The organism is Lyngbya sp. CCAP 1446/10 (assembly GCF_026130175.1).
Lineage (GTDB): Bacteria > Cyanobacteriota > Cyanobacteriia > Cyanobacteriales > Microcoleaceae > Microcoleus.
Map to the genome: position 1 here is coordinate 33,674 of NZ_JAIGNI010000045.1, position 14,122 is coordinate 47,795.

13 protein-coding genes are annotated in these 14,122 nt (G+C 44.0%); 8 read left to right on the forward strand and 5 right to left on the reverse strand.

Annotated elements, in window-relative coordinates; genetic code table 11:
* The first annotated feature begins 6 nt into the window (after positions 1-6).
* Positions 7-672, forward strand: a complete 666-nt coding sequence (locus K4039_RS18720) for an L-threonylcarbamoyladenylate synthase (RefSeq protein ID WP_265237369.1) — start codon at positions 7-9, stop codon at positions 670-672.
* A gap of 310 nt (positions 673-982) precedes the next feature.
* Here the strand turns inward: K4039_RS18720 and K4039_RS18725 are convergent, their stop codons facing one another.
* Complete coding sequence (locus K4039_RS18725) at positions 983-1,267, reverse strand: DUF427 domain-containing protein (RefSeq protein WP_190656114.1); 285 nt, start codon at positions 1,265-1,267, stop codon at positions 983-985.
* A 97-nt stretch (positions 1,268-1,364) separates the two neighbouring features.
* Between K4039_RS18725 and recQ the strand changes: the two genes are divergently transcribed.
* From recQ to K4039_RS18740, 3 genes are read left to right on the forward strand one after another with little or no spacing between them, the layout of a single operon-like run.
* A complete protein-coding gene (recQ, locus tag K4039_RS18730) occupies positions 1,365-3,551 on the forward strand; it encodes a DNA helicase RecQ (protein WP_265237374.1) in 2,187 nt (728 codons plus the stop codon).
* Positions 3,552-3,611: 60 nt separating this feature from the next.
* A complete protein-coding gene (locus K4039_RS18735; protein ID WP_265237376.1) occupies positions 3,612-4,757 on the forward strand; it encodes an AAA family ATPase in 1,146 nt (381 codons plus the stop codon).
* On the forward strand, positions 4,754-5,452 hold the full coding sequence (locus K4039_RS18740; protein ID WP_265237378.1) for a hypothetical protein: 699 nt from the start codon (positions 4,754-4,756) through the stop codon (positions 5,450-5,452). Before K4039_RS18735 ends, K4039_RS18740 begins: the two co-directional genes overlap by 4 nt.
* A 108-nt stretch (positions 5,453-5,560) precedes the next feature.
* On the opposite strand, the gene K4039_RS18745 is transcribed toward K4039_RS18740, so the two are convergent.
* The gene (locus K4039_RS18745) at positions 5,561-5,695 is read right to left on the reverse strand and encodes a hypothetical protein (protein WP_265237380.1); all 135 of its coding nucleotides are present in this window, start codon (positions 5,693-5,695) and stop codon (positions 5,561-5,563) included.
* Positions 5,696-5,779: 84 nt separating this feature from the next.
* Here K4039_RS18745 and K4039_RS18750 point away from each other — a divergent pair, with 84 nt between their 5' ends.
* The 4 genes from K4039_RS18750 to K4039_RS18765 all read left to right on the forward strand — a co-directional run bounded on the left by K4039_RS18750 (position 5,780) and on the right by K4039_RS18765 (position 12,498).
* The gene (locus K4039_RS18750) at positions 5,780-6,319 is read left to right on the forward strand and encodes a PadR family transcriptional regulator (RefSeq protein ID WP_265237381.1); all 540 of its coding nucleotides are present in this window, start codon (positions 5,780-5,782) and stop codon (positions 6,317-6,319) included.
* Positions 6,320-6,774: 455 nt separating this feature from the next.
* A complete protein-coding gene (locus tag K4039_RS18755) occupies positions 6,775-8,553 on the forward strand; it encodes an efflux RND transporter periplasmic adaptor subunit (RefSeq protein ID WP_265237382.1) in 1,779 nt (592 codons plus the stop codon).
* A gap of 257 nt (positions 8,554-8,810) precedes the next feature.
* On the forward strand, positions 8,811-12,014 hold the full coding sequence (locus K4039_RS18760) for an efflux RND transporter permease subunit (RefSeq protein WP_265237384.1): 3,204 nt from the start codon (positions 8,811-8,813) through the stop codon (positions 12,012-12,014).
* Between the two features lie 181 nt (positions 12,015-12,195).
* On the forward strand, positions 12,196-12,498 hold the full coding sequence (locus tag K4039_RS18765) for a UPF0175 family protein (RefSeq protein WP_265237386.1): 303 nt from the start codon (positions 12,196-12,198) through the stop codon (positions 12,496-12,498).
* Between the two features lie 5 nt (positions 12,499-12,503).
* On the opposite strand, the gene K4039_RS18770 is transcribed toward K4039_RS18765, so the two are convergent.
* The 3 genes from K4039_RS18770 to K4039_RS18780 all read right to left on the reverse strand — a co-directional run.
* Positions 12,504-12,929 carry an HNH endonuclease gene (locus tag K4039_RS18770; protein ID WP_265237388.1) on the reverse strand — a complete coding sequence of 142 codons (426 nt, stop codon included), beginning with the start codon at positions 12,927-12,929 and terminating at the stop codon, positions 12,504-12,506.
* Entirely contained in the window at positions 12,922-13,323 is a 402-nt protein-coding gene (locus K4039_RS18775) for an STAS/SEC14 domain-containing protein (protein ID WP_265237390.1), read from the reverse strand. Before K4039_RS18775 ends, K4039_RS18770 begins: the two co-directional genes overlap by 8 nt.
* A gap of 55 nt (positions 13,324-13,378) precedes the next feature.
* The coding region (locus tag K4039_RS18780; RefSeq protein WP_265237392.1) for a leucine-rich repeat domain-containing protein at positions 13,379-14,122 on the reverse strand (744 nt) is incomplete at its 5' end.

Genomic DNA, 14,122 nt, shown 5'->3' on the forward strand with positions numbered 1-14,122 from the left:
CTTAACATGGCAATTATTTACGGACTGCATCCAGTTGCACCCCAAAAAGACAGAATCGAGAAGATTGCAAAAGCTCTCAAAGATGGGGCAGTGATGCTTTATCCCACAGATACAGTTTACGCGATCGGCTGCGATCTAAACTCCAAGTCTGCCGTAGAACGAGTCAGGCGGATCAAGCAACTATCCAATGATAAGCCTTTAACATTCCTGTGTTCCTCATTGTCAAATATCACCGAATATGCTGCCGTCAGCGATCAAGCATACAGAATTATCAAGCGGTTAATCCCCGGGCCCTACACATTTGTGCTACCAGCTACCAAGTTAGTGCCCAAATTGGTAATGAGTCCAAAACGCAAAACCACCGGTATTCGCGTTCCCGACCACCCACTTTGTTTTACACTTGTGGAAGCTTTGGGCAATCCGATTATTTCCACATCTGCTCATATTACCACTGATGATGAAGGTGCAGCACCCGTGCCGTCTGAACAAGAAGAAAGCTTTGGCAAAGCTGAATTATTTGACTCTTTTTTAAAGTTAGTAGATATCATTGTCGATGATGATTCCGATCCGGGATATCAAGTTTCTACCATTCTTGATTTGACAGAAAGCGAGCCGATTGTGGTTCGTCGCGGTTTGGGATGGGAAGCCGCCGCTGCTTGGGAACAAGATTAAAATTTGTAGGCTATTGCGATAAACTGTAGGGACACAACAATGTTCATTCATGTCAACAATTGCCTCAAACCTTTGTATCTCTGGTTAGTATCCAAGTCTAGATCCCCCTAAATCCCCCTTAAAAAGGGGGACTTTGAGAATACTCTTGTCCCCCCATTCTTAAGGGGGGCTAGGGGGGATCTGGCCTCGGCGGTAAACAGAAGTTTATGAGTACGTTCGCAGCTAAATTGGACACAAATGAACATTGTTGTGTCCTCTATTTTCCACGATGATCTGTCAGAATCGCAAACAACAAACCTGCGGACAAAACCTAAGCCTCTACCTTAACTCCTTTCCAAAAAGCAATATATCCTGCAATATTTTTAGCAGCATCTTTTGGAGTAGGATAGTACCAAGCAGCATCCTTATTAACTTGTCCGCCAACTTCAACACTGTAATAACTAGCAACACCTTTCCAACCGCAAGTAGTGTGAGTGCTGCTGTCCTTGAAATACTCGCGGTTGATTGCATCCGCCGGGAAATAATAGTTATTGTCTACCATTTCGCACTTGTCGCTCTCGGCCAAAACGGCACCATTCCAAATTGCTTTCGGCATCGGTTTCTCTGCTTAAATTGAGATTCTCAAATATTGTAACTGTATTTGTGCTCAAAAGACCTAGAATAGGGTAGAAGTCAACAACCAACTACTGCAAATGTCAGGGTCGAATCCGCCAACATCTCTCGCGCCCTCATCCCTCGAACAATCCCTCAAACATTTCTTTGGCTATGACTCTTTCCGCCCGGGGCAGCGGGAAATTGTCGAAGCTGCTTTACAACAACGGGATATGATGATTGTCATGCCGACTGGCGGTGGCAAGTCTTTGTGCTTTCAATTACCGGCGCTGTTGAAACCGGGATTGACGGTGGTGGTTTCGCCGCTGATTGCTCTAATGCAAGACCAGGTGGAAGCTTTGCAGGATAATGGCATTGGGGCGACTTTTCTCAACAGCACTTTGAGCGCGATGGAAACCCGATCGCGCGAAACAGCAATTCTCGAAGGTAAAATTAAACTGCTGTACGTTGCGCCCGAACGCTTACTGGGTGAGAGATTTTTACCGTTTTTAGATATAGTAGCTTCTAAGTTAGGAATTTCGGCATTTGCGATCGACGAAGCCCACTGCGTTTCGGAATGGGGACACGACTTTCGACCAGAATACAGACAAATGGAGCGAGTGCGCGATCGATATCCCGACATACCAATTATGGGACTAACCGCCACCGCCACCGAGCGCGTCCGCCAAGACATCATCCAGCAGTTAACCCTGCGAAATCCCTACATCCACGTCGCCAGCTTCAACCGGCCAAATTTATACTACGAAGTCCGCCCCAAAACCAAGCACAGTTTTGCCGAAGTTGTGCAAATCATCCAAAAAAAAGGCGGTTCAGGAATCATTTACTGTCTCAGCCGCAAAAAAGTTGACGAAGTTGCCTACAAATTGCAGCAAAGCGGCATCCAAGCCCTACCATACCATGCCGGAATGAACGATGTAGATCGATCGACGAATCAAACCCGATTCATCCGCGACGACGTACAAGTAATGGTAGCAACAGTCGCCTTCGGCATGGGAATCAACAAACCAGACGTGCGATTTGTAATTCACCACGACTTACCCAAAAACCTAGAAGGATACTATCAAGAATCAGGTCGCGCCGGCAGAGACAACGAACCATCTCACTGCACCTTATTTTTCGGATTCGGCGATGTCAAAACCATCGAATACATCATCGAACAAAAACCCGACGAACAAGAACAAAGAATAGCCCGCCAACAATTACGGCGAGTAATCAACTATGCAGAATCCAGCGATTGCCGCCGCACAGTCCAGTTAAGTTATTTCGGCGATTCATTTCCCGGAAATTGCGGAAATTGCGACAACTGTTGCAACAAAAAACCAGTAGAAGACTGGACACTTGAAGCCATGAAATTTCTTTCCTGCATCGCCAGATGCCAAGAAAAATTCGGCATGAATCATATTATTGACGTGCTACGCGGCTCAAAAAATCAAAAAATATTGCAATACCAGCACAACCAACTTTCTACTTACGGCATTGGCAAAGATAGAAGTCCAGACGAGTGGAAAAGGTTAAGTCGTTCGCTGATAAATCAAGGCTTCTTAGACGAAAAAACAGACGGCTTTCCCATTTTGAAACTCAACGAAAAAAGTTGGGAAATCATGAAACGCCAGCGCACAGTTGAAATCGCCATCGAAGCGCCGCGGGAAGTACAGGGAAGAGTGCGGTCTTTAGCCGTAGAAGTAGAAGGCTTATTTTCCATATTACGAAGTCTCCGCAAACAAATTGCCGACGAACAATTTGTGCCACCTTACGTAGTTTTTGCTGATAGAAGCTTGCGAGACATGGCAGAAAAACGTCCGCAAACTCTCACCGAATTCGAGGAAGTTTACGGCGTTGGCAGCAACAAGCGCGATAAGTACGGCAAAGTTTTCTTAGAAGCAATTCGTACTTTTTGCAAAGAACAAGGATTGCCAACTAGCCCTGTATCTCCTGATGTCGTTAATCTAGCAAATTCTCCATCTTATTCCCAGATGCAAACCTGGGAATTATACCGAAAAGGTTTGACAGTTCAAGCCATAGCAAATGCGCGGGGGATGAGTCCTAATACTATTTCTGGGCATTTGGTAGAATTGATGGATATGGGCCGGGAAGTTGATATAAATTTGTTGGTGGAATCGGAAAGCCAGCAGGCTATCGTCAACGCAATTGAAGTTATTGGAGATGAAAGATTGAGAGCAATTTATGAGTTTTTGCAAGAACGTTATACGTTTGATGAGATTAAGTTTGTCCGCGCTTGGTGGCGGCAAAATTATGTTAGTTTTTAACCGCAGATGTCAGCGGATAAACGCTGATGGACGCAGATTATTGATAGATAGGAAGGGGAAATGAGAATTAAACAAGTAGCTTTTTGGGATCATGTATTAGAGTGGCGTTTTGAACCCATCTATTTTTCTAATCTTGCATTGCTAGTTGGGGTATCTGGGGTTGGCAAAACTCAAATACTTAAAGGAATTTTGCGTTTAAAAGAGATAGCGAATGGTGCTTCGTCAAACGGTTTAGCGTGGGATATCACATTTTCGACAATCAACGATGTGGAGTACCAATGGCAAGGCGAGTTTGAAACAAAAAAAGTTCCTGTCCTAATTCCAGATGAGGAAGACGAAGCCAGTAACTTTAGGATTCTTCGCGAGCATTTATCTAGAAATGGGGATACAATTATCGAAAGAAACTCTACCGAAATCAAGTTTAAAGGAAAGACAACGCCAAAATTATCACCGTTTCAAAGCGCAGTGCAAATTTTAAATCAAGAAGAAGATATCTTCCCTGTTCAGCAGGGTTTTAATAAAGTTATTTACAGTGATAACTATAGCTCTTTCAATGGAGGATTAGCGATACATCACAGGTTAATGTCAATATTTACATCAAGTAAAGTTTCATTAAAAATTAACATTTCATTGGATAGTATTAAAGGAAGTAATTTACCAATACTTCTAAAAATGGCTTTAATAGCCACCGATTATCCAGATGTGTTTGATAACATTAAACGCATATTTAGAGAGGTATTTCCTCAAGTTGAAGATGTTAAAATAGAAGCAGTAAAAGAAAATGATAGTCTATCATTTTCAGGTTATCCCGTGAAAATCAGAGAAAAAGGTGTCAATAATTGGATTTCTCAAAATAACATTTCCTCTGGAATGCTGAAAACGCTAATTCTGATTAGCGAAATCTACTTGTCGCCAGAAGGAACTGTAATTCTGATAGATGAATTTGAAAATGCTTTAGGGATTAACTGTATCGATTTTGTTACCGATTTGCTCATGGAAAATAGAAATATTCAATTTATCCTCACCAGTCATCACCCGTACATTATCAATAATATCAGCATGGAATACTGGAAAATAGTAACCCGCACAGGAGGCGTTGTCACCGTCAAGGATGCGAAAGATTTGAACTTGGGAAAATCTAGGCATCAGGCGTTTACGCAACTGATTAATCTTGAAGAATATAGCGAAGGAATCTTTGTTGAATGAATCTATATTTTTTAGTCGAAGGGATGCAATCGGAGAGAAAAGTTTATCCAGCTTGGTTAAGTCATCTATTGCCTGAATTCACACAAGTTCAGAGTTACGATGAGGTGAAAGACAAAAATTATTACCTGATTAGTGGCGAAGGATATCCATCATTATATGATTTCATTCCTCCTTCGATTGAGGAAATCAATTTAAGCGGAAAATACAACTATTTTGTAGTATGCCTTGATGCCGAGGAAAATACTGTTGCGGAACGACACGCAGAAATTTATGATTTTTTCAATCAGGAAAAACTAGAATTAAAAAATGCAGAACTTGTGCTAATTGTTCAGAATCGCTGCTTGGAAACTTGGCTGCTGGGCAATCGCAATATTTATGCAACACATTCTCAAAAGTTAATACATCCTAAAACCAAACTTTTATTAGATTATACTAAATATTATAATGTTTCAGTTGACTGTCCTGAAAAAATGGGAAAATATTTAGATTTTAATACCCATGCTCAGTTTCATGGAGCTTATTTGAAAGTGTTATTTGAAGCTAAAAACACCACATATTCTAAAAAAAGACCTGGAGATGTGCTAAAGCCATTTTATTTGGAACAGCTATTGAAAAGAATTGAAGAGAAGCCAGGGCAATTGACTACTTTTCGTGATTTTGTCGATTTTTGCAATATAGTTAAATCCAGATTGTAAGATTAAACGGCAACAATTACAGGACTTAGGCAGAACCTCTATATGTAGAACTCAATATAATCTAAATCCTCAATTTTGCTCAGCGCCGACGCAAAACCGGGTTTTTTACTAAAATGTCACGCGATCGCACCGATCGCCCACAAACCCCTTGCTAGTCGATCGAGCGATCGCCCTCTCTTGACTATCAAACAATACATCTTCAGGATATTGACAAACTTTATAAAATGTGTATTTAACTCTCAAATTTTTGTGAAACTAGCTATTTGCCGATCGCCATTCAATCAGGTAGAGTTGTACAGTCCAGACTATAATATCAAAGTGATATAAATGCTTGAATTATCAGCCCTTGGTCTGCTACAGCGGGAACCCCTGCACGGCTATCGGCTAAAGCAACAACTGGAGCTATTTATGAGCAGTTGCATCAGCGTCAACTACGGAGCGATTTACCCGCTGCTGAAGCGGTTGGAAGAGCGAGGCGAGATTTCGGTAGTTTCCGAAGTCGCCGGAGACGGCGGCAATCCGCGCAAAATCTACGGCATTACAGCCCAAGGGCGCGATCTCTGGCGACAAAAAATGCTCGAACACCATCAAGAAAGCTGGGTCAACAGTCGATCGCGCTTCCAAATCAAATTTTTCTTTTTTGGTGACTTAGAAAGCCCAGAAAGAATCAAGTTGCTCGAACACCGCTTGAGAGTTTGCTACCTGCGCCAAGACGACCTAGAGGGCCAACAAACTGAACATGACAATCCCGTTGACTCGTATCAAGCAGCATCCTGGGAAAGGTGTACGGCTACCCTCCAGTTAGAAATCGAGTGGTTGACAGAGCAACTAGCCCAAGAACAACGCGCGATCTCGGCTTGTGCGTGACTGACTCCCCAACCTCCCCTGAATCCGGCGACTCAAGTGAGAAAATCCCTCCCACTCACCCACTCAAGTGAGTCATAAGGAGGATGTCTAATCTCAGTGGCACATCATAACTTTTGAGAGATAACAAACAACTTTCCTAAAAATAATCGCGGCCCGGCTTGGCTAACTGCGATCGGACTAAAGCCAAGCACATCCCCCGATTAAAAAGACGACTTGTCCTTATTCCATTCTGTTTAAGATGGCTTGTCCTTATTCCCTAAGCTAGGTGGAGCAAAGATGCCGCCAAACTCTAGGTAAGTCAGTTGACAGTTGACAGTTGACAGTTGACAGTTGACAGCTACCTCTACCTGGAAGCAAGAGGATTGGAGTAATGAATAGTCTTCTTTTAATTTCTCCCTACAAGAGAGGGGCTTTAAACCAATTCTTTCTGATAAAAAAAATTAGTGGTGTTGATAATGAGTTATCCTAAATCCCCTGAATCCGTCGTTGAAACTGAAGACCAAAAATCTACTACACCGGAACTGCACCCAATCGATGCAGACAGCTATCAACCGCAGGATTTTGAAATTGTTGACGATCGCCCCCTCCCTGTTGCTAAACCGCGATCGCGCTGGCCCCTAATTGCCGCGCTCGCGATCGGCACAGCAGGCGCAGGTTACGGCTTGTACTCATGGCAATCTAGCCATAATCGCCCACCACAGGCAGCAGCAAATCAACCCAAAGGCATACCAGTCAAGCTGGCAGCCGTTAAAACCAGCTCAGTCCAAGATGCTTCGGAATTTGTCAGCAGCCTAGAAGCCAAGCGTTCTGTACAAATCAAACCCCAAACAGAAGGGCTAGTCACGCAGATTTTTGTCAAATCCGGGGACTCGATCGAAACAGGACAAGCCATCGCCCGGATCAAAAGCGACAGCGCCCAAGCTCAATTAAGACAATCCCAAGCCAGCCTGCTCGCCGCTCGATCACGCTTAGCCGAATTGCAAGCCGGAACCAGGCCAGAAGAAATCGCCCAAGCTCAAGCCCAGGTAGCCCAAGCCCAAGCCAACCTAGCTCAACTGCGATCGGGCAATCGCCCAGAAGAAGTTGGCCAAGGCCAAGCCCGCGTCGCCCAAGCCCAAGCCAACCTAGCCGATGCCCAAAGCGGAACTCTGTTAGAAGACATCGCCCAAGCCAGAGCCCAAATAGAGGCAAGCAAAGCCGAAGCACAGTTAGCCAGCCAGCAGTTGGCCAGATATCAAGCATTGGCAAAAGAAGGCGCAGAGTCACAAAACACCCTCCAGCAATACATCCAAAAACAAACCAGCGCCCAAGCCAACCTCCGAGAAGCTCAAAGGCGGTTGGATCAGCGCCAAAAAAACAGGCAAACCCAGATCCAGCAGCGCACAGCAGCCTTGCAACAGCAGCAGCAAGCCTTGCGGCAATTGCAAAACGGTGCGCGCCCAGAAGAAATAGCCAAAGCCGAAGCCGAAGTCGCACAAGCCAAGAGCAAATTAGCCCAGTTAGCCAACGGCACTCGCCAAGAGCAGATAGATCAAGCCGAAGCGCAAGTTGCCCAAGCTCAAGCCCAAGTGCGCGGCTTTGAAATACAACTGCAAGAAACTGCTGTCACCGCGCCCTTCGCCGGAGTCATCGGCGACATACCTGTGAAAGTGGGTGATTACTTGAAAACAGGTGACCCGATCGCCACTTTGACAGAGAACAAATTGCTCGACTTGCGGTTATCAATTCCTTTAGAGCGTCAGCCTCAATTACGCTTGGGGCTGCCCGTAGAAATGCTGGATAATCAAGGCAAGGCGATCGCGAGCGGTCAAATCAGTTTCATCTCCCCAAACGTCAGCGCCAATTCCCAAACAATCTTAGCTAAAGCCACCTTTCCCAATCCCAGCGGCGAACTGCTCAACCTGCAATTTGTCAAAGCCAAAGTCATTTGGCAAGAAAAGCCGGGAATTTTAGTTCCCGTCATCGCAGTCACTCGCTTGGGCGGGCAAACGTTTGTCTTCACAGCTCAAAAACCGGAACAGCCAAAACCTGGAATGCCACCTTTAATCGCGCGGCAAAAGCCAGTGAAATTGGGAACCATTCAGGGAAATAATTATCAAGTTATTGAAGGTTTGCAAGCCGGAGAAAAAGTGATTGTCGCAGGCATTCTCAACTTGACTGACGGCGCTCCAGTTACTGCTCAAGAGCAAGCTGTTGGGGAAGGGGAAAAATTACCAGTGGGAGGGAAAAATTAATTTCTGCATCAGGATTTACAGAATTTTGAAGATTAATAGGATTGAATTGAAGATGACTAAAATTAATCCTGTTCATCCTTTAATCCTTAAATTCCGATCGCTCGTAGGGGCGGGTTTAGCGTAGGATATATGAGATCAGCCCGAAGATGAAGGCAAAACCCGCCCGACCCATTTAATGTTTATTTGTACCCACCTACTTACCAATTACCAATTACCAATTACCAATTACCAATTACCAATTACCAATTACCCAAATAATGTTTGCAGATTTCTTTATTAAACGACCAGTCTTTGCTAGCGTATGCGCCTTAATTATTGTTTTGGTAGGCGCAATCAGCATTCCCACATTGCCGATCGAGCGCTTCCCCGACATTAGCCCCACCCAAATCAACGTCACAGCCAACTATAGCGGTGCCAATGCTGAAGTTGTCGAAAATGCGGTAACAAACATCCTAGAAAGGCAAATCAACGGCATTGAAGGACTGAAATATCTAACTTCCAGTAGCACCAACAGTGGAACTAGCACCATTACAGCCACCTTTGATAGTTCCCGCGACAAAGATATCGCCGCCGTCGATGTGCAAAATCGAGTTGCAGTCGCTCAACCACAACTGCCAGATGCCGTACAACGCACAGGAGTTACAGTTACAAAACAATCTAACAGCCTGCTGCTGGCTATAGGATTATTCACCGAAAACAAAGAATACGACACCATATTTTTAAGCAACTACGCCGACCTCTATTTAGCAGATACTTTAAAAAGAGTAAAAGGCGTGGGCGACGTGCGAATTTTTGGGGAAAGACGCTATGCTATGCGCCTGTGGATCGACCCCAATAAATTAGCGGCTCGTAATCTAACAATGCAAGATGTAACAAGAGCAATTAACGAACAAAACTTGCAAGTTGGTGTAGGAAGAATTGGTCAAGAACCCGCCCCAGAAGGGCAAATGTATCAGATTGATTTAAGTGCAGAAAGCCGTCTCAAAAGCCCCACAGAATTTGAAGAAATTGTTATTAAAAACGAAACAAATGGAACTTTAGTTAAGTTAAAAGATGTTGGTAGAGCCGAATTAGGAGCAGAAAATTATAACTCTTTTCTGCGATTTCGAGGTAAGGACGCGGTGGGTTTAGGAATTTACCAATTGCCCGGAAGTAATGCTCTAAATGTTGCCAATTCCGTCAAAACAGAAATGGCAAGATTAGCTAAAAACTTCCCTCCAGGGGTGATACATAGAACCGCACTAGATACGACTCAATTTGTCCAAGAGTCAATGGCAGAAGTAATCAAAACTCTGTTTGAAGCAGTCTTGCTAGTGGTAATAGTAATTTTTGTTTTCCTGCAAGATTGGCGCACTACGATTATTCCCACCATCACAATTCCCATTTCCTTGATTGGGACATTTGCCTTTATCAAAGCATTCGGCTTTACGATTAACAGTTTGTCTCTATTTGGTCTTACCTTAGCAACAGGTTTAGTGGTTGATGACGCGATCATCGTAGTCGAAAATATTGACCGCCTAGTCCGCCAAGGTATGAATGCCCGCCAAGCAGCTTCCGAGTCAATGCGGGAACTTTTTAGTGCTGTAATTGCCACTTCCTTAGTATTGATGGCCGTGTTTGTACCCGTGGCATTTTTCCCTGGGACAACGGGAGCACTCTATAAACAATTTGCCTTAACAATTGCTTTTTCCGTTCTGCTTTCTACCTTTATGGCGGTTACTCTTACTCCCTCACTTGCCGCTATATTACTGCGCCCAGGTAAGAAGTTTGGCGGCCCGTTGGGTTGGGTGTTTAACCGGATTAATATTTTTCTGGATTGGATGCAAAAGAAATATAGAGATTCCTTAATATTCTTAACACGATTTAAAACCGTTGTCACCCTGTTGTTTATTGCTTCTCTGGGATTCACAGCTTGGCTTTATTTATCAGTACCGACTGCATTTATCCCAGAGGAAGACCAGGGCTATTTTCTGACAATTATTCAAGGGCCTCAAGGCGTTTCGCTGCAATACACTCAGCAGGTGATGGACGAAGTTGAAAAAGAAATCCTCAAAGTTCCTGAAGTTGTGGGGACTTTTTCTGTAGGTGGCTTTGGTTTTAGTGGTAACAGTTCCAATCAGGGGATTATATTTACTACCCTTAAACCCTGGAAAGAACGTCACGGAGAAGAGCAAACTGTACAGGCGATTATTGGTCAATTGCGGGGTAAGTTTTTCGCGATTCCAGAAGCTAGAATTTTCCCTGTGAATCCGCCGGCTATTCAAGGTTTAGGTCAATTTGGAGGTTTCCAATTTCAATTGCAAGACCGCAAAGGTAACAGCGGTTTAGATTCTCTGGTTGAGGCGATGGGTGGAATTTTAAAGCAGGCGAATCAGACGCCGGGATTGCAAGCGGTATTTAGTACGTTTGCTGCGAATACGCCTCAGTTAATTGTGGAAGTTGACCGCAATCGAGCTAAGGCTCTAGATATTCCCATTAATGATGTTTTCAGTACGTTACAAACGGCTCTGGGCTCTCAGTATGTGAATGATTTTAATCTACAGCAGCGCAATTATCGGGTGTATGTTCAGGCGGATAAACAGTTTCGTGATAACCCTGAAGATATTAGTAAGTTGTATGTCCGCTCTGGAAAGAATGAAATGATTTCTTTGAGCAATTTGGTGAAGATAACTCCGGTGGTGGGAGCGCAAACTGTTAACCACTACAATTTATATAGGTCAATTGAAATTAGTGGCTCTCCGGCTCCGGGATCGAGTTCTGGACAGGCGCTAAAATCGATGGAAAAGGTGTCGGCTCAAGTTTTGCCGTCGGGTTTTGGGTATGAATGGTCGGGGAGTTCTTTAGAAGAAATTGAGTCTGGGGGTCAAGCGCCGATTATTTTTGGTTTGGGGCTGGTTTTTGTGTTCTTGGTTTTGGCGGCTCAGTACGAGAATTATGTCGATCCTTTCATTATTTTGCTGGCGGTTCCTCTGGCGATTTTAGGTGCACTTTTAGCTCAGTCGTTGCGGGGTTTGGCGAATGATGTTTATTGCCAGATTGGTTTGGTGATGTTGATTGGGTTGGCTAGTAAAAACGCGATTTTAATCGTGGAGTTTGCTAATCAGTTGCGGGAGCGGGGATATCCAATTGCTAAGGCGGCAGTTGAGGCGGCTCAAGAGCGTTTGCGACCGATTTTGATGACTTCTTTATCATTTATTTTGGGGATTGCTCCCCTAATTAACCCGGAAGGTGCGGGGGCGGCAAGTCGCCGATCGCTGGGGAATGCGATCGCGGGCGGGATGGTTGTTTCTACGTTCTTGAGTTTGTTTATGGTGCCGGTGCTGTATGTGGTGGTTGTCTCGGCTCGCGATCGCTTTACGAAACGCGATCGCCCGCAAAATCCGCCCCATGATGACACAAATTTGGACGGGAAAACGGCTCCTCGCGAGGAGGTTGAACGCGATCCAGTAGCGCCACTTTAACCGCCAGATCGGCCATGAGAGGAGTGTTCCAAAGGGTGAATGGAATCAGGCAGCAAACAAACGCTACTTTTCCTTTCACACTTGGCAAGATTTGGCAGATTTAGCTAATAATTGCGCTCTGGTAGGATTGTCAAATTGTGAAACTTAAAGATAAACTAGAAATTAAAAAGTACCTTAAATCATGCAAATTACGATCGACCTTCCCGACAATCTGCCCCTGACTGAAGCCGATGTGCGACTCGAACTCGCGATCGTACTTTATCAACAACACAGCCTCAGTTTAGATAAAGCCGCTCAACTCGCTAAAGTTTCAGTGGACGACTTCTACCAACTATTAATTAGCCGCCATATCGTCACCCGGCCAGCAGATCCCGATGACGAACCTGCCGAACTCATACTAGCCAGCCTCCGCAACTCCATGCAGCAAGTTAAAGAAGGCAAAGTTCATCCTATTTCTGAACTCTGGGATGGCATAAATGACTGACAAGTTCATACAGGAGGATGTTCTCCCATTGCATAGAGAATACGTCGTAGATTAACTAAACCTGCTCGATTTAAGCGTAAAATTTCAACAGTAACCCTTCCTATGGTTGTCAAACCAATAATTAGAGTATAATCTTGATTCCAACTCAAATGTTCTTGCCAATTTTGTTGTCGGGGATGATAAATATCGACCGTAGATCCAGTCATGGGATCTTTACCTTCAGTTTTGTTATATTTATAGTTGTTACATCCTTGACAGGATAATGCTAAATTATCAAGCTTGCTGTCACCACCTTTACTTAAAGGTTGAATATGCTCGATAGAAAAACTGTGGGTAGCAAATTTTTCCTGAGAATAGCAATATTCACAGCAATTTTTTGCTCTTGATCTAACTTCTTGTTTGAGTTGAAGAGTAAGTTTGCTATCAGTCATTATTAATTGGTTTGAGCCCCATTTGTGTAATTAAATTGGCAAGAGAAACTTGACGTGTTTGAGCTAACTGAGTTAAATATTCTAAGCGTTGAGCTTGATATTTTTCTACTTGCTCAGTTGATTCTAAGAGTTGTTGATACTCTGATTCTGTTAAAGTTTCTCGATCGCGCTTGTCAATTAATGCTTGATATAAATGTTGCAATTCTTCAGGCAAACCTTGATTAATTTTTAGCAATAATTCAGACTCTTGTGTTGGCAAACTAGGAGCAATACTTTTAGCACGTAATTGAAGGACTTGCTCGATAAATTGCTCTAATTCATGTTGACTTAATTGCTGAACGGCTTGAAGTAAATCTAAGGCTGAGATTTGGGCTTCAATTTTAACAGTGGGCATGATAAGTAAACAATTGTATTTGAGATTTCTGGGTATCTCGATTGTAACAAATCGCCTAAGTGTTTGGTGGTTCCCACTTACAGATAGAGTCTGGCGAAAGAGGACAAGTCTTGGGTGCGATCGGATTTCTGCTGAGGTCGAGTTTAGTCAGGTTAGTCAAGGATGCTAGCGGTTTGATATCGCCGATTTGATTGTCGCTGAGGTCGAGTTCAGTCAGGTTAGTCAAGGATGCTAGCGGTTTGATATCGCCGATTCGATTGTCGCTGAGGTCGAGTTCAGTCAGGTTAGTCAAGGATGCTAGCGGTTTGATATCGCCGATTCGATTGTTGTAGAGGAAGAGCTCCGTCAGATTAGTCAAGGATGCTAGCGGTTTGATATCGCTGATTCGATTTCCGTTGAAAAAGAGCATAGTCAGGTTAGTCAAGGATGCTAGCGGTTTGATGTCCCCGATCTGATTTCCGCTGAGGAAGAGTACAGTCAGGTTAGTCAAGGATGCTAGCGGTTTGATATCGCTGATTCGATTGTCGCTGAGGAAGAGTACAGTCAGGTTAGTCAAGGATGCTAGCGGTTTGATGTCCCCGATCTGATTGCTGTCGAGGTCGAGTACAGTCAGGTTAGTCAAGGATGCTAGCGGTTTGATGTCCCCGATCTGATTGCTGTCGAGGTCAAGTACAGTCAGGTTAGTCAAGGATGCTAGCGGTTTGATGTCCCCGATTTGATTTTTTTGAAGGTTGAGCTCCGTCAGGTTAGTCAAGGATGCTAGTGGTTTGATGTCGCTGATTTGATTGTTGATGAGGCC